The following is a 20,982-nucleotide window of genomic DNA, read 5'->3' as shown; positions in this document are numbered from 1 at the left end:
GTGACGGTTACCGCGCGCCCCACTCCTGGTCGGTCGGCACGATCTCGCGGCCGAGCGGCATCAGCGAGACCGGGATCATCTTCAGGTTGGCCCACCCGAAGGGGATGCCGATGATCGACAGGAACAGCGGGATGCTCGTGATCAGGTGCCCGAGAGCCAGCCACCAGCCGGCGAACACCAGCCAGATGACGTTCCCCACGCAGGACGCCGGCCCCGCGTCGGGCCGCTCCACCGCCGTCCGCCCGAACGGCCACAGGATGAACCCGGCCAGCCGGAACGACGCGATGCCGAACGGGATCGTGATGATGAGTACGCAGCAGATGATTCCGGCGAGCACGTAGGCAAGAGCCATCCAAATGCCGCAGAAAATCAGCCAGATGACATTGAGGATGAACCTTATTGCACTCATGCTGGATACCTTCTCACGGCTGATGGCGTTGCACTACGACCGTGCCATGCCCGTCGGCGAGCGTGTCCACGCCCTTAGGGGCCGTTCCTCAGGGATCGGTCCGGGGCGTAGTCCCGGACAGAGACTCCGCTGGTCTCGGCGCTTGCCAAGGAGGGCCGGGTGTGCGGCGGCGACTGGTGTCGCGGTTCCCGGTGCTGCTGGTGCCGGAGCGCTTCGGGGCGGGGAAGTCAGCACCCGGGAGCTGATGGAGCTGACGGAGGAACAGGCGCTCGCCACGACCGCAGCACACGAGTTGGGGCACGCGCTGCTGTGGCTGGCGGGAGGGCTGCACATCTCCGGGTCAGCATCGTCCCGGACGCTCGGCGGGGTGGGCACGCCATGGCGCTGCCGACCGGGGTGGCATGGGAGGCGGAACACGCCAAGCCGGCGCTGGGAACCAAGGCTGTGGTCTACAGCGGCAGGGCCGTAATGCTGTACCCGGCGAAGGTGGCGTGGCAGGCGCGCCACACCGCGTGCGACCCCGACAGTACCGGGGACCTCGACTCGATCCCCACGAACCGATTGATGTGGGCCGACCTGGTCGAGTGGACCGGACACATGATGGAGAAACCCTGGCGCGCGCACACGGATTGGGCTCAGCTGATCCGTGATGTTGCGGCCGCCGAGTCGGAGCTCATCGTGCCGGTGAACAGGCCCACGTTGAACGCCTAGGTGGTGTGGCTGGCCACCTGTTCGGCGGCCGGCCGTGGGGTAATCTCCAATCCCGATATCGTCGATGAATGTTTCCCGGAATCCATCCTGTGCGAAGGCTCCCGGGCCGATAGCTCGGACGATCTCTTTCGCACCCCTTGCGGCAGCCAGCCACTCGCCAGCCCTCGGTATTGGGCTCCAGGGAGCCGGCGGCGATGGCGGGGTGGGTGTAGGTGCGCCAGGCGGCATTCGACAGGTGGCCGAGCGCGCGGGCCAAGCCCAGCAGGACGGAGGTGTCGGCCTCGGTCGGGAGGGCGGCTACCTGGGTGGTGAGCGAGCCTTCGCTTGTTGCCCAGGTGGTGAGCAGCTCGTGCCGGTCGGGGTGACTGCGAGAACTCTATTGGGGCAAGGCCAAGAGCGCACCTTGCCCCAATAGAGAGCCCAGAGAGGGGCTCGGTCCGTCCGTCCAGCAGTAGCTGTTGTAGAGAAAATCTACAAGCAGCCTATTGCATCAAGCCCCTCTGGCGGCCACTAAACGGCAATGGTGACTCGCGGTAAATGTGGGGCAAGATATATCAGGGTGAAGCTAGACAGTTAGGAGAATCATATGCCACAAGGATTTTTGAGACGATGCAACCTTGGGGTCATGCATTGCGATGAAATCGAAAAAATCTTGCAGGCAGGCGTGGCGTTCGATGCTGTCCTCGGCGTAAACGATTTGTGAGATTCGATACCATCGCCACGATGATTCAATGTAGCCCGCGATTGAAGAATTAATGAAATAGTCGACCGGAAACCAGTCGATCAGCGGCAGGCCCCAGACCTCTCCGGAGGGGCTTGCTGCTACCACTTCGAAGTTGGTGAAGGTTCCGAGACTGTAGTATTTTCGGCCGTCATCCAGCTCTTCTGGCTGGCCTCCCTCGTGAATATGAGAAACGAGGTGGTAATCTTCCAGTAGTGGCAACCCCCATTCCCGAAGGGCCTTGAGATCGGGCCTCGGAACGACCCACTTGTCCAGGGCTGTTGTGTCTTTGACCATCTCCTGGTCCGCCGAGGCAACGACCCTATCGAGGGGTAGTGCCAGGATCTCGCGTGTCCGGTCTCGCATGGTGCCCATGCTTGATTAGCTCCTTCTCTCCGGCTATGCCGTTCTTGCGCTTCCCTCTGGGGCGGCGTCTCTGGCGTCGCGCTAGCCACCTCTTTGTTTGTTCATGAAATCTAGCAGATCTACTGTGTTCTGCTCTGTGCTTCCGGTCAGGCTGTATGAAATTTTGGCGACTGGATAGTTTGCTCCGATGCCAGGCCTACAATTCGAGCAGGGGATCCTTTCTGAATAGATCGCCTTTATTGATTTTGGGTCAATTCCAGCCCCTTGCAGATATTTGTGGATCACTAGCTCTGAATGGTCGCTGCCGGATATATTTGGCGCCACCAGGTAGCCGGGACCCGCCCCGGTTTCATACTCAAAGACTGCGATGTTCTGGCTGGCAGAAATACTGTTCTTCATTCGATATGACGCTGCCATCTCGGCAAGCTCGTTTCCGGTGCCGAGAGCAACTCGACCACATGAACCATTGTGAACCAGCACCAGCGTGTCGCCAGCGACCACATAGTACGTGTGGAGGTTTGCGACGGTGAGGTTGTAGGCCAGCCGTGGGCTCGTGCGGTAGTTGCGGACCTGGAGGATGGAGGCGGTTTTGCCGTCCGGGGTTCGGAGAAGTTCTCCGATCCTCAGGTTGTTGGCGTTGGTCCAGTTTTGGGTGGTCTCGTTCCAGTAAGGGTGCTTCTGGGTGGATGTGATGGTGGAGGACTTGGACGAGTCGGAGGGGGCGGTAACCGTTACGTCGCTGAAGTCGCGGTCGTCCGATCCGACGATGATGTCGGTTACGGGTTCGGCACTTGTTGTGTCGGTTTCCGGGTCGGTGGCGACGACCTCGTCCCCAGATTGGACCTCGCTGATGGGTTTGACGGTTCCGTCAGCGAGAAGGACCGGTGTGTCGGGAGGGAAGCTGTTGCCTCCGCAGGCGAGCAAGCTAGCGGCTGTGGCGACTCCTGCACCGGCGAGGGCGGTGCTTCCTGCGGCGGCTTCACCGGATGCCAAATCCGCGATGGCTGCGCTGCAGGAAATGATTGCTGCGAGGCAGGTCGGGGCTGCTGCGCTGGCTACAGGAGCGGCGACAATCGCGAGGCTGACGATCGCGATCGCACCGACGAGGATCTTCTGCCAGGTTTCCAGCGGGCCTCTGTCGATCTTCATATAGGTCGACGGGTAGTTCGGGTTGCCCTTGGGTTCGGCTCTGTGGCAGCCGGGCCCTTCCCACGATCCCATGGCGTAGTAGCAATGGTTGTCAGGCTTCGGTGGCTTCGGTAGTGCGGTCCTGTCTTGGGCGATGACGGATTGAGAGGGGTCCTTGAAGTTGATGTACTGGGTGGTGGTGATGATCTCCGTGTCTGTCACCTGGCCGGCGATGTTGGCGTATTGCCAGTTGCCGGGACCACCCACCCAGATATCGACGCTGCCGTCGACATTGGCGCAGTCGCCGCTGCATTTGCCTTCGGGGCGCAGTCCGTTCGGGTCGCTGAGGTTGACGGGGTTGTTGTTGCTGTAGGCGTAGGCGTTCCACTGTTGTGGGTTGGTCTGGTCGAGGATGGGGTCGGGGCTGATGAAGCGGCCGGTGTTGGGTTGGTATTGGCGGGCGCCGAGGTTGGTGAGGCTGGTGGTGTCGTCCTTGGTACCGCCGACGTAGCCCTTGGTGCCGAGCCAGGTTCCGGGTGGGGGCTGGTTGCCGCGGGGGTTGCCGAACGGGTCGCTGGTGCGGCGGGTGGTGGCGGAGGTGGTGAGGTCGATGCTGGTGGTGCCGGTGCCGTGGTGGTCGGTGGCCTGGACGACGAAGGTTCCGGGTGCGGTGCCGGCGCCTTGGCGGACGATGGTGAGCCCGCCGGGGATGGGGTAGTAGCGGGTGCCGCTCTGGGCCTTGGTCGTGGTGTTGACGGTGAGTTCGTCGGCGCCGAGCGTGACGGTGTTCCGGCCGGGGTTGCGGCGGATGAGCTGGTTGCCGTCGGCGTCGTAGACGTAGGTGGTGGTGGTGTTGGGGACGGTCCACTTCTGCCCGGCCGGGACGGTGCTCGCGCAGGTGCCGAGGGCCAGGGCCGTGTTGATGGTGGTGACGTCGCCGGGGATGGCGAGGCACAGGTTGGACGCGGGGTTGTGGATGGTGCCGTCGGGGCGGGTGTTCCAGGTCTGTGCGGCGGAGTTGTCGCAGGCCTGGAGCTGGACGGCTGAGCCCGTGGTGGTGCCCATGGCCTGGACGCACTTGTCGAGAATCACGAGCTTGTTGTTGGCGACGGTGTAGAGCTGACTGCCGCTGTTGTTGCAGGTGTTGATCTGCAGGTTGGTGCCGTTGGCGTTGCTGCCCCCGGCGGTGGTGATGCACGTGCCGCCGTTGCCGGTGATCTGGGCGGGGGCGGTGTAGGCGGCGAGCTTGCCTTCGCTGTTCCAGGTCATGGCGGAGGTGCCGGTGCCGGGGACGCCGGTGCGGATGGCGGTGGTGTTGCCGGTCGCGTCGTACTGGGTGGCGCCGGAGGCGGTCGTGGTGGTGCCGGTCTTGACGGTGGATCCGAGCAGGGCGTGGGCGCCGCCGGTGCCGCCGCCGGTGTTGGCCGCGGTGGTCGGTGTGTTGACGGTTCCGGGGGCCGGGAACTGCTGGGTGGTGGTGACGTCCTTTGCGGGGTCGCCGTACTGGTCGTGCTGGATGAGGGAGGTGCGGTTGCCGGTCAGGTCGTGGGTGTACTCCTGCCAGTAGGGGGTGCTTCCGCCGACGGTGGTCTTGGCCGGGGCCACCGCGCCGCTGGTGGGTGTGGTGTTGGTGCAGGCGCCCTGGTCGAGGGTCTTGTGCTGGAGCGGGTCGGGGGTGGTGATGCCTCCAGTGTCGGTCCAGGCGGTGGTGAGGCGGCCGAGGTAGTCGTAGGTGAAGCACTGACGGTCGGTCGCGCTCGGGTTGTTGTCGGGGATGTCGGTGATCGAGGTGATCGCGCCGGCGGGGTTGTAGGTGTAGTTGGTCTGCTGGACGGCTCCGAGGGTGGAGGTCTGCTTGTCGAGGAACTGTCCGCGGACGCGGCCGGTGGCCTGGTCGTAGTCGCTGGTGGCGACGACCTGGCTGCCCCACGGGTTGACGGTCGAGCGCAGGGGCCTGCCGTAGGCGTCGTACTCGCTCTGGACGTCGTACGTGGTGGCACCGGCGTAGGAGAACATCTGGCCGTAGTCGTTGTACGAGAACGCCAGTCTGTCCTGGGGGAGACCGCCAGTGGCGGGCAGAGTGACCTGCTTGGGCTTGCCGGTGATCTGGTCGTAGGTGGTTGCGGTGGTGTAGGTGTACGTGCCGGAGTCCAGAGCGGCTTCGGTGCCGGGGATGGTCAGGGCGGTGCCCGTCGGGCGGTAGCCGTTGTCGTAGCCGGTGACGGCGGTGGTGTAGGCCTGGCCGCCGCCGTTGTTGCCGCCGATGTAGCGGGTGGAGGAGGAGGGCTTGCCCTTCATCACCGTGTCGAAGGTCCACCCGGCGAGCTGGGTGGCAGGGGTGGCCGTGCCTTGGTAGAGGCCGGTCTTCCGTCCGAGCAGGTCGTAGGTGTAGGTGAGGACCTGGCCCTTGGCGTCGGTAGAAGTCGACACGCGGGAGGCACTGTCGTAGGTGCGGCTCGTCGTTCCGGTGTCCGGGTCAGTGGTGCTGGTCTGGCGCCCGCGCAAGTCGTAGGCGTAGGTCCAGGTGTTGCCCGCGGCGTCGGTCATGCCGGCGATCTGGCCTGCCGGTGTGTAGGTGCGTCGGGTGACGGCGGCGTCGGAGGCCTGTCCCGTGGCGGTGGTGGTGCGGTACTGCCACGCCTCGGTGGTGCGGCCGCGGGTGTCCGTCAGGATGGTGCTGGGCCAGGCACCTGGTGGAGGAACGATGTCGGCGCGGCCGGCGTCGGGGTAGGCGGTGGTGGTCTGGTTCTGCAGGACGCCCAGTGACCAGAACGCCGAGGACACCGTCCGGCCGAGGCCGTCGAAGGTCAGGCGCGTCTGCGCTGGGATGTCGCTGCCCGGGGCGCTGACCAGCGTCGTCGAGGGGCCGGAAGCCTGGTTGTACCAGGGCGCACTGGCCGCCCAGGCCCGGCCTTGGGAGTCGTACTGGGTGTCGGTGATGAGCCGGCCGGTGTAGCCGGGGCCGGCAGGTGTGGACTGGGTCTGGCGGGGACGAGCGAAGCCGTCCGACAGGGTGATCTCCCGTGCGTAGACGGGGGGCTCGCTGTCGAAGGTGAGGGTGGACGTCGTGGTGGTCGAGGGGACGCCGGTGGTGTTGGAGACGTTGTAGCTGAACGTCAGGTTGGCGTTCGGATTAAGTGCCGGGGTGCGGCCGGGTGACCAGACCGCGGTCAGTCGGCCGAGGGCGTCGTAGGTCTCGGTGGCCGTCTTGCCGTTGGCGTCCTTGACCGTCAGCGGCAGGGATCGCCGGCTGTCGAAGCTGGTGACGGTGTCCCAGCTGCCGTTGACAGCACCCGGGATCGGCGTGGATACGGTGACGATGGTGGGGAGTTCGCCGGCTGAGGGAGCCGCGTAGGACGTTGTGTTCGTGGCACCGTTCGGGTGCTGGGCGTCGGTGCTGTTCGGGTCGGTGATCGAGACGGTTCTGCCGTATGTGTCGAACGCTGCGGCGCTGACGGCGTTGAACACGGGTGCGCCGGTGCTGTCGTAGCGGTCGAGTACCTGCTTGGCCGTTTGGTCGGCTGTCGCATCGGCTTGTTGGTAGGGCTTGCCGTCGTAGAAGATCCGTTGCCGGGAGACGGTGTTGCTCCCCGTGGCAGTGGTGGTGCAGGCAGCGTCTCCGGAGACAGTCAGGGTTTCGGCGATCTGATCGATGCGCTGAGGGTCTGGTCCGGTGGCATAGGCGGTGCGGGTGCACAGGTCGGGCAGGCCGTCGGCCTGGTCGAGTGAGGTGATCGGTCGGTTGCCGTGGTTTTCGTCGCCGGTGGTTGTTTTGGTGATGGCCCGCCAGGTGCCATCGGCCTTGCGAGTACGGCTGGTCGTGCTGCTGACCGTGGCCGGGTAGCGGGCGACGAGGTCCGGAAGCCCACTGCCGCGGGGCTGGGTCGCCGTAGTCGACTCCCGGCTCAGGCTATTGACGGTCTGAACCATCGTCTTGCCGGTTGTCAGATCAACTGTTTCGGTCTGCAGAATCTGCCCGGAGAGCCAGTCGACGTCGGTGACGCTGCGGCCGAGGGCGTCGGTGAGAGGGGGGACGGTGCGCTGGGTGCCGTTCTTGCGGACGTCGCCGTCCATGCCCGGCCGGTAGGTGGTGACGGTGCGGGTCTGGGGGCCGTCGTTGCCGCTGCCGACCGTCGCGGTCACCGTGGCGAACCCGCGGAAGTCGTTCCAGGTGCGGGTCTTGGGGTCGGTGAACTGGCTGTCGTCACGGTGCCAGGCCGCAGGACCGTACTCGTAGCTGGTGGTCTTCGCGGGCGCGCCGGTGGCGAAGTCGTTCTCGGCGAGCGTGCGGACGGTGTAGTGGTTGAACCAGTCGAGGACCGGATCGGCGCCCGCGATGGAGCCGGGCACGGACCAGCGCACCGGGAAGCAGGCGCGGGTGTTGTCGTCCTCGGCTGTCGGCATGACGTGGTTGACGCGGGAGCAGTCGCGGTCGTTGTAGTCGACGGTGAGGACACCGCCGGTCTCGTTGCGGATCTGCTGGATGCGCGGCCGGTTCATCCGCGGGGGTGCCGGGACGAGGTCCGATCCGTCGACCCGGTTCGCCAGCATGACCGCTGTGAACGACACCGCGGGCGTGCTGACGTTCGGCGTGGCGGTCTTGCCGGTGCGCTGCACGGAGTCGAGCCACAGGACGCGTTGGCTGAGGGCGTCCTTGGGGTCGCTGGTGACGTCCATGGGGTCGAGGAAGGAGTGCTTCAGCTCGTAGGAGTCGACGTCCTGCCAGGCGTTGTTGACCCGCGCCTGGGTGGCGATCGAGGTCAGCCGCTTGGTGGTGAAGTACGTCGGGCTCGGAACCGTGCACGTGCCGGTGTCCTTGCACTCCTGGTCCACCGGCACGTCGGGCCAGTTGTTCTTGTTCGCTACCGTGCGGTTCGCCGGGTCGCAGGCGGAGCCGGCGGCGAGGCAGCGCTCGGCGGTGGTGAAGGTGACCCGGGCCGCGGGCTGGAGTGTGCCCTTCGCCGCGACCTGGTCGGAGAGACGCTGGCCGTAGTCGATGCGCGAGAGCGTGTTCGCCCGGGTGTACGGCGTCAGCGTTCCGTTGCCGTTGTTCTGGCCTGCACCGCGGGAGTAGTAGTTCTTCTCCGGTGCCCAGGTGTAGGTGATCAGGTTTCCGTGGGCGTCCACGACGTAGTCGAGGGACAGGCGCTGCCACATCTGGCACCAGGAAGCCTTGCCCTTGGCGGCGTCGTAGCACGGGTCGCCGCTGTTGGGGGCGTAGACCGGCACGGTGGAGGCGGACTGGGTGGCGGGGTCACTCTTGTCGCCGCCGGGCAAATGGTTGAGCCCGAAGTAGTACGCCGTTCCGGAGGTGTCGGTGACCTTGGCATACGCACCGTTGTAGGTGCCGTTGCCGCGACCAGGATCCGCTCCGAACTCGACCCGGGTACCGTCGTCGTTCTTCAGCCGCCACACGCCGGTGGCGTCGTCGGACTTGGCGGCCGTGTTCGATACGCGCACCAGCGGTCCGGCGTGCGATCCGAGGGACAGGGTGGCGTTGAAGCCGCCCCAGCACAGGTCGCCGGAGTTGGTGATGCCGTCCTTGTCGCACGGGGTGTAACTGCGTTCGATGAAGCCGGGGTTGAAGTCCCAGCCGTCACCGATCCAGGACGCCTGGGCGTTGGTGGCCGAGGTCTTTCCGTCCACCGACGACGAGTTGTACCCGAGAGGGACCAGTGGTGCGGCGCCGCCGAGTGCGGGCGGGACCTCGATGTTGTAGTTGTAGGTGAGTGCGCCGGAGGAGTTGCCCGCGGCCCAGTTCGAGGAGCTCGACAGGCTGGTGGCCTGGTAGGTCCCTCCGCCGCCGGAAGCGCCCGTTTCCGCGCCGAGAAGGACAGCTCCGGTGCCGGCGGCTGTCGTCGAGGTGCTGGAGAGTGCGGCCTTGACCACTCCGCCGGCCGCCTGTGTGCCGGTGTGGTCCGCAGGAAGTGAGAGGTCGGCGACCAGGCGCTTCGACGTGGCATCGTAGGTGGTGGCGACCGGGGTGCGGACCAGGCAGGACGGCTCCTGCGGTGTGGTCAGCGCGCAGGCCGGCATGGTGACCAGGCGGCCGCGGGAGGCGAAATCGCCGACCGTTCCGCTCGCCGAATCCAGTGCCGCGACATCGACGGCGACCTTCACCGCCTTCTGCGCGCCGCCGTCTCCGGACGGTGTGCCGACCGCAGGCGTGGCGACGCTGAGGGAGAGCAGGAGGCCGTTCACCTGGGCGGCGTCCGCGGTCTTCGTATCGGCCTGCACGACCGTGACCGCGTCCGGAGCAGGACCCTGTTCAGGTGAACTGACCCAGACCGGAAGCATCCCGGCACGCGAGGGCGCGGCCGTCAGGTCCGCGGTCGCGCTCTTCTGCTCGACAGGGGTCCGGGCGGGTGCGGTGTTCGAGACCGCGGGTACGGGATAGTGCGGAGCGGTCTCGGACGGTTTCGGTGCCGCCACGGCGTTGACCGACGGGGTCCGCGACAGCGGGGTGTTGGGCGGCGACCACACCCGGGAGAAATCGGGCTCCGCCGCGATGGCCTGGGAGACGACAGGTCCCAGCAGGGATGAGGTCAGGGCCAGCACCACGGTGCAGGCTATGCGCCTGCTCACCGGTGGCGACCCGTTTCTTCTGCGAATTCGCATCGACGGTCCTTTAGCTGACTGTGAGTTAACTAAGGCCTGGCAAAGGGCTGGTGGATTCTATGGGCGCGGCCGGAAGTTGATCTCTTCGTATCAAGAACACGGTGCGTGACATGTGTCACCCTGCGATGGGTGGGGGTGTCTATGCCAGTCAATGCGGATATTTCGGAAAGAAAATCGTTGACGACCCGTCCGATTCGCTGAGACCGTCCGCCTGACCTCTGCGCGTCCGGCGCCGAGGGTTCAGACCAGGGAAAATGCCATGGGTGCTCCAGGTAGGGATATGACTGACCGTCGACCATCGCTCGAGCGCGCCGCCAGACCGCGACCCGCTCGACCCCGCTTCTCGTCACTGGCGGCCCTTCTGGCGCTCACGGTGACGCTGCCCGGCCTCGCCTCGCCTCCTGCCGCAGCCGACTCGGCCGCCGATCCGTGGCAGGCCGCGCAGGAAGCCGTCACCGCCGGGGACGCCAAGCACGCAGGGGAGTTGCTGGATCCCCGGCCCGCCGAGCTCGCGCTCGCCGAAGCGAAGAAGACCGGCAAGGACGTCCCCGTCCCGTCGCTGACGGACGCGTTCAGCACCACGGTCGCCACACCCTCCGGCAGGTTCCGCCAGGAGAGGCACCTGGACGCCCAGCGCGTGAAGCGTGCCGACGGATCATGGGCGGCGTTGGACGACACGCTGCTCAAGCGCGCCGACGGCACGCTCACTCCCGCGGCGGCGAGTGAGGACCTCGTCATCTCGGGTGGCGGCAGCGGCACGCTGGCGACCATGACGACCAAGGACGGCAAGCAATTCGCCGTCGGCTCCCCGTTCCCGGGTCCCCTGCCGGTCCCGACCGTGAACGGCAACAGCGCCTTGTACGCGTCGGTGGCACCGGACACGGACCTGCAGGTGACCGCGACCCGGTTCGGTGGCTACAGCACCGTACTGATCCTCCACACGCCCGCCGCCGCCGCGAACCCGGCGGTCCGCTCCCTCACTTTCCCCACCAGCACCAAGGGGGTGGAACTGTCCACGAACGAGGACGGGAGCCTGAAGGCGCTCAGCGACGGCAAGGAGGTCTTCACCGCCCCCAAGCCGCAGATGTGGTCGGCCGCGCCACCGGCGTCCGGGCTCACGCCGGAGAGCACCACACCGACGCCGGCCCCCACATCGGTGAAGGCGTTGTTCACCACCCAGGTCTCGGCGGCGGCACCCACTCCGACGAGCACGCCCACCGGAGGCGGGGGCTCGGGCGATGTCCGTCAGTCGCCGAACACCCCGAGTACGGCTGACGGCCCGGGGGCCGGGGCTACGGTCGCCGACATCCCCGTCACGACCGGAACGGGCACGAACGGCAGCAAGAGCATCGTCCTGTCACCCAGTCCGGAACTCCTGGACGGTCCGAACACCAGCTACCCGATCTACGTCGACCCGACGTGGTCGAACGACGCCCGGGGCAAGAGCCACCACGCCTGGGTCCAATCCGCCTACCTGGGGACCGGCAACTTCGACCGCACCGGTCCCGCTGACCTCGACCACCCGGGCGTCGGCTACCAGGGCTGGGAAACCACCAAGGGCATCGAACGGGCGCTGTACGAGTTCAACCTGAACGGCTACCTGCCCGACACCGCCATCAACTACGCCAACCTGCGCGTCTGGCAGCATGTGTCCGCCGCCAACTCGTGCACCATCACGTACCCGGTGAGCGCCTACCGGGCCGGCGCCTTCGACAGCAGCATCTCCTGGAACACCCACCACATCTTCGAATTCCTCGAAGGCAAGGACGTCCCCGGCAACGGAAGCGACGCCTGCAAGTCCGGCATCCCCGTCGACTTCAACGTCACCAGCGCGATGCGCAACGCCCTCGCCGACACCGGCACGCCCCTGGCGTTCGCCATCAGGGGCCCGGAAGGAACCGGCGACAGGGCGGCGTTCAAGCGCTTCGCCTACGACGCCGTCCTGTCCACCGAGTTCGACCACGTGCCGCTCCAGCCGGGCGACCCCCGTGCCCTGCCGGCCCCGCGCAGCGTCACTCGAGGCGAAGGCGATGCCTGCGGCGACGGGACAGTCTCCTCGTTCCGCTGGGTGACCGACACCACGGTCAACCTGACCTCCGTCGTCAGCAGCCACAACCAGGGAATACTCACCGAGTACGTCAGGCTCTGGGACAACGCCGCCGGCGGCTCACCCGAAGTCAGCAAGGGCTGGTCGGACTTCGTACCCAACGGCAGCCGCGCCGCCTACAACGTCCCCCGCTTCACCTTGCAGGACGGGCACTACTACAGCTGGGCCGCTCAGGGCGACGACAGCATCCTCCGTGGGCCGGAGACGGCTGCGTGCCACTTCGCCGTCGACACCACCCCGCCGGTCGCAGCGTTCGGCACCTTCACCGACCCGAACACCCAGTTCCCGCCGTCCGGCAACGGCCAGACCACCAACCTGCGCCTCGGCCAGGAAGGGTCCATCCCCTTCACCGCCTACGACCCCAACCCCTCCGGCCTGCTGGCCTCGGGCGTCGTCTGCGTCCGCTTCGGCTACGACCCGCAGCTTGCCGACTACACCCAGAACTGCGCTCCGGCCGGAAGCACCCTGAACGTCACCGAGATCAGGACCAAGCCCACCCACTGGGGCACCAACGTCCTGTACGCGCAGGTCTTCGACGACGCCGCGAACGCCTCGCAGACGATGTCGTACTCCTTCTACGTCCCCTGGGCCCCCGGCCCGGTCGCCTTCGGCGACACCACCGGCGACGCGAACCCCGACATCCTCGTCCCCGACAGCGCTGGCAACCTGGTCACCCACGGCCGCGCCACCGACCCGGGCAACACCAGCGTCCCCCCGACCGGCACCGCCGCCCCCGCCAACCAGGCCCCTGAGGCAGGCAGGACGTGGAAGGACTTCCACGTCACCCACCGAGGATCCCTGGACCCGGGAAAGAACACCGACGACCTGTTCGTCCACCGCGACGGCGGCAACTTCCTCTACTACTACGCCAACAAGGAGTCCGACCCCGGCCGGTTTACCCTCAACCTGAAGAGGGCCCTGGATCGTCCGAACTGCGTCGGCGGCGATTCGTCCTGCCCGGGCTACCACCAGGACGAGCAGTGGCGCTACACCAGCCAGATCACCCCGATCGGCTCGGCCACCGACACCCGCACCCCCAACCGCCAGGTCACGAACGCCACCGGCATCCTCGCCGTTGAGGCCGGCAACCTCTGGTACTACCCCGCCGACACCAACCACACCCTCCTCCCGCCCAACCTGGTCTCCACCGGCGGCTGGGACACCGTCGACCTGATGGTCCCCGGCAACACCCTCTCCGTCGATCCCGCCGGCACCACCCCGGTCACCCCGGCCCTGTGGGCACGTGCCCGCACCACCACGGGAAACCGGACCGCCGGAGACATCCTCCAGTACGCCCTCACCACCGAGACCCGCACCGACGGCCTCGGGGAGTACACCACCGTCACCGCCGTCACCCCCGCTGCCGCATCCAAGATCGGCACGGGCATCACCACCACCGACTTCCCGACCGTCGGCTCCGACGGAGACGTAACCGGCGACGGAGTGCCCGACCTGTGGGCCCTCGACAGCTCCGGCAACCTCCACGCCTGGCCCGGCAACGTGAGCGCCAAGACCGTGACCGGCTTCAACGGCGACCACTACCGCGGCAACACCCAGGCCCCGCAAGCCCAGTGGAAGCTCCAGGACGACACCACCGCCAACCCCGCAGGCTACAACGCCGTCCCGAGCAACCTCACCTTCACCGACGACACCGTCGACGGCCGCGCCACCAAGGTCGCCGTCTTCAACGGCACCACCTCCGCCGCCACCACCGACAAACCCGTCGTCGACACCCGCCAGAGCTTCACCATCAGCACCTGGGCCAAGTCCACCGGCACCGGCCAGATCATCGCCAGCCAGAACACCACCCACGCCAGCAACTTCATCCTCTGGAGCGAAGGCAACGGAGGCGCCTGGCGCTTCGCCCTCGCCTACGCCGACGACAACAACTGGCCCTACGACTACACCACCGCCACCAACAACGCCGCCCTCGTGAAGAGCGACACCTGGACCCAACTCACCGCCAGCTACAACGCCACGACCGGCCAGATGAGCCTCTACGTGAACGGCACACTCGCCGGCAGCGCCTACCACAACGCGGCCACCAGCCCCGCCCCCAGCGGCGGCCTGGTCCTCGGCCGCTTCCAGTACCAGGGCCAGCAGAGCACCAGCTTCAACGGCCGCGTCAGCAACTTCGCCGTCTACAACACCCCCGCCAACCCTCCCGCCACCACCATGGCCATCCGCCACGCCGCCAGCAGCAACTGCCTCGACGTCCCCGGCGACGACACCAGCCGCGGCATCGCCCTGTGGCCCTGCAACAACGGCCCCGCCCAGAACCTGACCGTCGACTCCACCAACGGCACGGTCGGCCTGCGCGGAATGTGCCTGGACATCACCGGGGCACGCACCAACAGTGGAGCCGGCGTCGGCCTCTGGACCTGCACCCCCGGCGCCTGGAACCAGGTCTGGCTCCCGCGAGCCGACGGCACCCTCTACAACCCCTTCTCCAACCACTGCCTTGACCTGCCCAACAACGACACCACCCCCGGCAACCGCCTCGCCGCCGTCACCTGCAACAACACTCCCGCCCAGACCTGGAGCTTCCCCGCTCTCAGGACCCCCGCCCTCCCCGTCAACCCCTGACCGATCACGCATGAGACTGGGCCCCAGCGCACCGCGTGCTGGGGCCCAGTCTCATGAGAGCGGAGTGACCGCGCGACAGGCAGGCAGGGCGGTACAAGCGACCATCACCTGCTGACATCTGTCCGCAGGGAGCGCATGCAGCGACGTCCAGGTCTGGACCGCCGTCCTGTCCCCGTCCGCCGTCTCCGCACTCAACACCAGCAAGCCCGTCCTGACCCAGCTCAGCTGAGCCGGCCGGCCGACCGCGGCCCCCGTCCGACGTCGTCGGGCGGGGGCCGTTCCGTACCGCATGACGGTGGCCGGCCGCGGGCGCCGGGGCGGGCTCCCGGCAGGGCGGAGGCGGTGCCTGGGCTCCCTGGGGGCGGTCGGCTTCTGCGACAATCGACCGGCCGGTGACCAGGACGAAGGGAGGCCCGCGTGGGTACGGACGGGGCGCGGTCGCGGATTCCGCAGCTGCGGCTGGACGAGCTGCTGGAGGAACTCCAGGCCCGGATCGACGCGGCCCGGGGCACCCGGGACCGGGTGCACAGCCTCCTGGAGGCGGTCCTGTCGGTCGGGCGCGAGCTGGACCTGACGCAGGTGCTGCGCAGGATCGTCGAAGCCGCGGCCCTGCTGGTGGACGCCCGGTACGCGGCGCTCGGCGTGATCGGGCCGGACGGCGAGACGCTCTCCGACTTCCTGACCGTGGGGCTGTCGCCGGAGGAGATCGCGAAGATCGGCCCGTACCCGACGGGCCGGGGGCTCCTGGGCGAGCTGATCCGCAACCCCGAGCCGCTGCGCCTGGAGGAGCTGTCGGAGCACCCGGCGTCGTACGGCTGCCCGGCGCACCACCCGGTGATGCGGACCTTCCTCGGTGTCCCGGTCCGGGTGCGCGACGAGGTGTTCGGCAACCTCTACCTGACCGACAGGCGGAGCGGTGAGGAGTTCGACGCCGACGACGAGTCCGTGATCGCCACCCTGGCCGTCGCGGCCGGCGTGGCGATCGACAACGCCCGCCTGTACGAGGAGGCCCAGCGCCAGCAGCGTTGGCTGAGCGCGAGCGCGGAGATCACCCGGAGCCTGCTGTCGGGCAGTTCCCGCTCCGAGGTGACGGAGCTGATCGCGCGGCGGGCCCAGGAGATCACCGGCGCCCGGCTGGCGGACGTGTCGGTACCCGTCCCCGGCACCGACACGGTCCGGGTGGAGCTGGCCCTCGGCGGCGACACGGCTGCCAGGCAGGGCCTGGTGGTGCCGCTGGACGGGACGCTGTCGGGGGAGGCGAGCGCACAGGGCTCTCCGGCGACCACGGTCGATCTGGCGGGTGATCCGCGGCTGTCCGGCGGCCCTCGGCGGTTCGAGGGACTCGGACCGGCGGTGGCGGTCCCCCTGGGCCGGACCGAGGGACCGGGCGAGGGCGTGCTGCTGCTGGCCAGGGAGGCCGGTGAGCCGGCGTTCACCGAGCGGGAGATCGGCCCGCTGCTCGGCTTCGCCGACCAGGCGGCACTGGCGCTGGAGCTGGCGGAGCGGCGTCGGGACGCCGAGCAGCTGGTGCTGCTGGAGGACCGCGACCGGATCGCCCGCGACCTGCACGACCTCGCCATCCAGCGGCTCTTCGCGACCGGGATGACGCTGCAGAGCGCGGCCCGGTTCATCGAACACCCGGGGGCGTCGGACCGGGTGCTCCGTGCGGTCGGCGACCTGGACGACACCATCAAGATCATCCGATCGACGATCTTCGGGCTCCGCGCGCGCGAGGAGCGCGGCGGACAGGGCCTGCGGGCCAGGGCCGTGCGGACGGTCGAACGGGCGCAGGCGGTCCTGGGCTTCCCACTCCGGCTGAGCATGGATGGCCTGCTGGACACCGACGTCCCGGCGGAGGTCGCGGAACACGTCGTGGCCGTCCTGGGGGAGGCGCTGAGCAACGCCGCCCGGCACGCGAAGGCGAACCGCGTGGAGGTCGCGCTGCACGCCACCGGGCAGCGGGTCGTGCTGACGGTGCAGGACAACGGTGTCGGCGTCCCCGAGCAGGGGCGGCGCAGCGGCCTGCGCAATCTCGCCGAGCGGGCGCACGGCCTCGGGGGCGCGTTCGAGGTGATCAGCCCGACCGAGGGAGGCACCCGGCTGACCTGGTCAGCCCCGGTGGTGTGAGGACCGGCCGGTCACGCCTTGCGGGGCCGGCCGCGCTCGCGGGGTCCCGCGGTGGCGGTCACGCCTCGCAGGGAGGTGAACCGGGCAGGGAACGCCCGGTCACCAGTTCCGGGCGGATGCGGATGGTCACGTGGCCGGCGGCCGGTTCCGCGGGTGTGGGCACGACGGCGGGAACGGGGCGGCCCTCCGGGACGTCGGAGGTGACGGCCGCCCGCCCGAGGACGGTGACGCTCCAGCCGCTGCCGTCGGCCTCGCTGAGTTCGCTCACCTCGAAGGCGACCACCGCGTCGGCGACCGCCCGGGCGATCTCGGAGTCGGCGTCGGCGCGGAACAGGACGCTGCCGTCCGCCGCGATCCGGTGACGGACCGGCATGACGGCCGGCAGCGCACCAACGGTGTAGACCAGTCGGCCGACGGCTGTCCCGCTGAGAAGCCTCAGGCACTGCAGCTCGTCCAGTGGTGTGAATTCGGCGGTCATGGCATCCATGCTCGGCGGGGGCACGTCCTTCCGCGAGGGGCTGATGGTCCCCCCGAAGGCCTCCGGGTGGACCCCGGACACCGGGTGCTTTCGGCCCGGGCGCGGGTGCCGCTCAGGCAGTCCGGCGGATCAGACGGTCCGGCGGGTCAGACGGTCCGGCGGGCCGACTGCGGGTCCTGGCCGGTCAGCACCTGGTTGGCGATGATCGCGGCCTGGACCCGGCGCTCCACACCGAGCTTGGCGAGCAGCCGGGAGATGTGGTTCTTGACGGTCTTCTCGGCGAGGTAGAGCCGCTGGCCGATTTGCCGGTTCGTCAGGCCCTCGCCGACCAGGGCGAGGATCTCCCGCTCGCGGTCGGTGAGCTGCGGGAAGTCGGACGGCTGCTGGGCCACGGCCTCACCGCGCAGCCGGGCCATCAGCCGGGTGGCGGCACCGGGATCGAGCATGGACTGCCCGGAGGCGACCGTGCGGACCGCGGAGACGAGGTCGGTGCCGCTGATCTGCTTGAGGACGTACCCGGCCGCGCCGGCCATGATCGAGTCGAGCAGGGCCTCCTCGTCGTCGAAGGACGTGAGGATCAGGCAGGCCAACTCCGGCATCCGGGAGCGCAGTTCGCGGCAGACGGTCACACCGTCGCCGTCGGGCAGGCGCATGTCCAGGATCGCGACGTCGGGGCGCAGGGCGGGAACACGGGTGAGTGCCTGCGTCATCGTGGAGGCCTCGCCGACCACCGTGAAGCCGGGCTCCGCGTCCAGCAGGTCGTGCACACCCCGCCGGACCACCTCGTGGTCGTCGAGGAGGAACACCTTCACCGGCTCGCCCGCGTCGGCCACCGTGTCGTCCGCCATCACCGCTCCGTGTTCAGCCCGCCCCCAGGGACAGGTCGTACAGATCTCACCGCAGTGTGCGGGACATCGGGGCGCGCCGGTAGGGCCGGACGGCCCTACCGCACGACCCAAGGCGCTGCCGACGGCGGCGGGACCGGGACCCAAGTCGCTGCCGACGGGACCTTCAGCCCTCGGCCCGGCGGGCCGGCGCGCGGCAGTCTGAAGCCCACCCGGAAAGGAACTCCGATGACCCGTCTGCAGAGCCGTCCCGCCACCGACGTCCTGGTGACGACCCGTGGTGAAGTCTCCCTGGCCGCACCCGAATACGCCCGGACCAAGCTGCTCGCCGTACTCGAACGTCTCGACGAGCCGGTCCTCTCCGCCCGGGTGAGGCTCACCCAGGAGCCCAACCACGCCGTGGCCAAGCCGTCGACCGCCCAGGCCACGCTCGACCTGAACGGCCGGCCCGTGCGCGCCCACGTCGCCGCCGCCACCATCCAGGAAGCCGTCGACCTGCTCCAGGACCGCCTGAACGCCAGGATCGCCCGCGTCCGGGCCCACCGGCACCAGCACCGCCACCACACCGGGCCGTCCGCCGCCACCGGGCGCGAACACAGGCCGCAGCGCCGGGTGTTGGGTGCCGAGGAGCGCCGCATCGTGCGGCACAAGAGCTACAGCCTCGCGCGTCAGACCACGTGGGCGGCCGTGTTCGAACTGGAGGCGATGGACTACGACTTCCACCTGTACACCGACGCGGTGACGGGCTGCGACAGCGTCGTCCACCACGACGGCGAGACGGGGGAGTACCGGATCGCCTCGGCCGGAGCGGCGCCCGAGACCGAGCCGGGCATCTCGGTGAGCACCCACGAGGCGCCCGAACTCACCGTCGCCGCCGCCGTCTCGCGGCTCGACCTCAGCGGCCTGCCCTTCGTCTTCTTCACCAACAGCGAGACCGGGCGCGGCAACGTGCTGTACCACCGGTACGACGGCCACTACGGCGTCATCACTCCCGCGCGGTAGCCGGCGCGAGCCGAACCGGCGGGGCCGTTCCCCGGCCGCCCCGGGTCGGTCCCGTCCCGGGTCGGCCCCGGCCCGATCGCCAACGGCCCGCTACCGAAGCCACGGTGGCGGGCCGTTGACGTGCGCCCGTGCGCCCGTGCGCCCGCGTGGCGTGCGGCGGCGGTCGCCGGCCGGAAGCCGCAAGCGGGAAGCCGAAAGCCGAAAGCCGGATGCCGCGCCCACCCGGGGGTGGACGCGGCATCCGGGCGTCGCGGGCTCAGCCGAAGGCGGTCTTCAGCGCCTGGAACGCCGTCTTCGGGTCGGACAGGGCGTGGTAGACGGGCGGAATCGGATTCTCGAGGCCGAGCAGCCGGTAGACGGCGTGCATGGCGCCGCGCACCGAGTACTCGACGGTGAAGACCACGTCCTCGGGGATCTCCACGAACTGGCCGAGGAAGGCGAAGTTCCGGGCGCCGTGCGGGATCACCAGCGGCCGGTCGTGGACACCGCGCCGGACGAACTGGCTGGTGATGTAGGGCATCATCACGGTGGTGACCGTGGTGGTGGCGCGCACCTCGTCGGCGATGTCGTCGAAGCCGAGCTGGCCGAGGAGTTCGTCCAGGATCTCCCGGCCGGTGGACTCGGCCATCGCCTTGCCGGTGTGCTCGCCGGGCGTGTCGATGAACAGGCCGTAGCCCCAGAGGGTGAGGACGTCCTCGGGCTGGCCCTCGAAGTGCGGCGGTCGCGGCACCACGACGGACATCAGCCAGGGCGAGTCCTTGAACGTCATCAGCGCACCGGTGCCGGGGGCGTTGCCGGAGAACTCCTCGATCCGCTTCAGCAGGGCCGGGCTGCGCATGGTCAACGTGAAGGACTGCCAGGCGGCTTCGGCGATGTTGCCGTTGAAGACGGCGGGCCGGCCGAAGTCGGGGGCCTTGCGGGAGAGCGTCTCCCACAGCGCCCAGCCGCCGTCGCGCTTGTCGCGGACCAGCTCGGCCACGGTGTCGTCCGAGCCGTAGGCGGCGTCCGCGGTCATCGAGCCGAGGGTGATGAACGCCAGGTCGGGATCGGCGAGTTCGACGGTCTCCGGGCGGCCGTCCCGGTCGAGGTGGAGGCGCTTGGCGCGGCGGATGCCGCGGTCCTCGGTGAAGTCGACGTCCCGCACCGTGACGCCGTGCTCGAAGCGCACCCCGCGCTCGGTCAGCCACCGGATGAGCGGCCGGACGATCGAGTCGTACTGGTTCAGCCGGGTGCGGCGGACCCCGGAGAGGGTGTGGATGCGCGGGAACTCCTGGACGAAGCGCAGAAAGTAGCGCTTGAGCTCGATGGCGCTGTGCCAGTTCTGGAAGGCGAAGGTGGTACGCCACATCGCCCAGAAGTTGGTGGCGAAGAAGTGTTCGGAGAAGAACTCGTCGATCCGCCGGGGGCCGATCACCGACTCGGGCAGGGCCAGCAGGCGGGCGAGTTCGGCCCGGTCACGGGTGTCCAGGCCGAGCTGCGAGGCGTCCAGGATGCGGTGGTCCCGGTCGATCAGGCGCGCCCTGGCGTCGGTGGGCCACTGTTCGTTGAAGGCGAGGATCTCCTGTCGGACCGTCCGGTCCGGGTCGTCCAGGGTGGGGATGGTCTCCAGGAGGTTCCACAGGCAGGTGTAGGCCTCGTCCTCCAGCATCCGCCCGCCGCGCGTCACGTAGCCCTGTTCGGCGGCTCCCCGGCCGTCCAGTGAGCCGCCGGCCAGGGGGAGTTCCTCCAGGACGTGGATGTTCTCACCCGGGAACTCGCCGTCCCGGATCAGGAAGGCCGCTGCGGCGAGGGAGGCGATGCCGCCGCCGACGAGGTAGGCCTTGGTCTCCCGCGAACTGTCGATCATGGTTTCTCCGGATGTGCGGGTCGGCGCCCCTGGGCACC

10 protein-coding genes are annotated in these 20,982 nt (G+C 68.7%); 4 read left to right on the top strand and 6 right to left on the bottom strand.

Features of this window, described 5'->3' with window-relative positions:
* Nucleotides 1-7: 7 nt before the first annotated feature.
* Nucleotides 8-409 carry a YccF domain-containing protein gene (locus tag ACGF13_RS28330; protein ID WP_392880272.1) on the bottom strand — a complete coding sequence of 134 codons (402 nt, stop codon included), beginning with the start codon at nt 407-409 and terminating at the stop codon, nt 8-10.
* Between the two features lie 378 nt (nt 410-787).
* On the opposite strand from ACGF13_RS28330, the gene ACGF13_RS28325 reads away from it, so the two are divergent.
* Nucleotides 788-1,120: a hypothetical protein gene (locus ACGF13_RS28325; RefSeq protein ID WP_392880270.1), complete on the top strand. Its 333-nt coding sequence runs from the start codon at nt 788-790 to the stop codon at nt 1,118-1,120.
* A 565-nt stretch (nt 1,121-1,685) separates the two neighbouring features.
* On the opposite strand, the gene ACGF13_RS28320 is transcribed toward ACGF13_RS28325, so the two are convergent.
* Complete coding sequence (locus ACGF13_RS28320; protein ID WP_392880268.1) at nt 1,686-2,216, bottom strand: SUKH-4 family immunity protein; 531 nt, start codon at nt 2,214-2,216, stop codon at nt 1,686-1,688.
* A gap of 72 nt (nt 2,217-2,288) precedes the next feature.
* A complete protein-coding gene (locus tag ACGF13_RS28315) occupies nt 2,289-9,920 on the bottom strand; it encodes an RHS repeat-associated core domain-containing protein (RefSeq protein WP_392880266.1) in 7,632 nt (2,543 codons plus the stop codon).
* Between the two features lie 406 nt (nt 9,921-10,326).
* Between ACGF13_RS28315 and ACGF13_RS28310 the strand changes: the two genes are divergently transcribed.
* Complete coding sequence (locus ACGF13_RS28310; RefSeq protein WP_392880263.1) at nt 10,327-14,646, top strand: ricin-type beta-trefoil lectin domain protein; 4,320 nt, start codon at nt 10,327-10,329, stop codon at nt 14,644-14,646.
* A gap of 417 nt (nt 14,647-15,063) precedes the next feature.
* A complete protein-coding gene (locus ACGF13_RS28305; RefSeq protein WP_392880261.1) occupies nt 15,064-16,773 on the top strand; it encodes a GAF domain-containing protein in 1,710 nt (569 codons plus the stop codon).
* A 58-nt stretch (nt 16,774-16,831) separates the two neighbouring features.
* On the opposite strand, the gene ACGF13_RS28300 is transcribed toward ACGF13_RS28305, so the two are convergent.
* Together ACGF13_RS28300 and ACGF13_RS28295 are read right to left on the bottom strand one after the other, a co-directional pair.
* Complete coding sequence (locus ACGF13_RS28300; RefSeq protein ID WP_392880258.1) at nt 16,832-17,251, bottom strand: pyridoxamine 5'-phosphate oxidase family protein; 420 nt, start codon at nt 17,249-17,251, stop codon at nt 16,832-16,834.
* 146 nt (nt 17,252-17,397) lie between these two features.
* Nucleotides 17,398-18,099, bottom strand: a complete 702-nt coding sequence (locus ACGF13_RS28295) for a response regulator (protein WP_392880256.1) — start codon at nt 18,097-18,099, stop codon at nt 17,398-17,400.
* Between the two features lie 225 nt (nt 18,100-18,324).
* Here ACGF13_RS28295 and ACGF13_RS28290 point away from each other — a divergent pair, with 225 nt between their 5' ends.
* Entirely contained in the window at nt 18,325-19,098 is a 774-nt protein-coding gene (locus ACGF13_RS28290) for an HPF/RaiA family ribosome-associated protein (protein WP_392880253.1), read from the top strand.
* Nucleotides 19,099-19,354: 256 nt separating this feature from the next.
* Here ACGF13_RS28290 and ACGF13_RS28285 read toward each other — a convergent pair whose 3' ends face one another.
* Nucleotides 19,355-20,944 (bottom strand): oleate hydratase, encoded by a 1,590-nt coding sequence (locus tag ACGF13_RS28285; RefSeq protein ID WP_392880250.1) that lies wholly within the window; start codon nt 20,942-20,944, stop codon nt 19,355-19,357.
* Between the last annotated feature and the right edge of the window lie 38 nt (nt 20,945-20,982).

This window comes from Kitasatospora sp. NPDC048286, assembly GCF_043201735.1.
GTDB lineage: Bacteria > Actinomycetota > Actinomycetes > Streptomycetales > Streptomycetaceae > Kitasatospora.
Note: the sequence above shows the minus strand (reverse complement) of the source record. Positions and strands in the feature narration are given on the sequence as shown.

Coding starts and splice junctions, on each gene's coding strand:
- ACGF13_RS28330 (WP_392880272.1), bottom strand. CDS start 409: ATGAGTGCAATAAGGTTCATCCTCAATGTCATCTGGCTGATTTTCTGC.
- ACGF13_RS28325 (WP_392880270.1), top strand. CDS start 788: ATGGCGCTGCCGACCGGGGTGGCATGGGAGGCGGAACACGCCAAGCCG.
- ACGF13_RS28320 (WP_392880268.1), bottom strand. CDS start 2,216: ATGGGCACCATGCGAGACCGGACACGCGAGATCCTGGCACTACCCCTC.
- ACGF13_RS28300 (WP_392880258.1), bottom strand. CDS start 17,251: ATGACCGCCGAATTCACACCACTGGACGAGCTGCAGTGCCTGAGGCTT.
- ACGF13_RS28295 (WP_392880256.1), bottom strand. CDS start 18,099: ATGGCGGACGACACGGTGGCCGACGCGGGCGAGCCGGTGAAGGTGTTC.
- ACGF13_RS28290 (WP_392880253.1), top strand. CDS start 18,325: ATGACCCGTCTGCAGAGCCGTCCCGCCACCGACGTCCTGGTGACGACC.
- ACGF13_RS28285 (WP_392880250.1), bottom strand. CDS start 20,944: ATGATCGACAGTTCGCGGGAGACCAAGGCCTACCTCGTCGGCGGCGGC.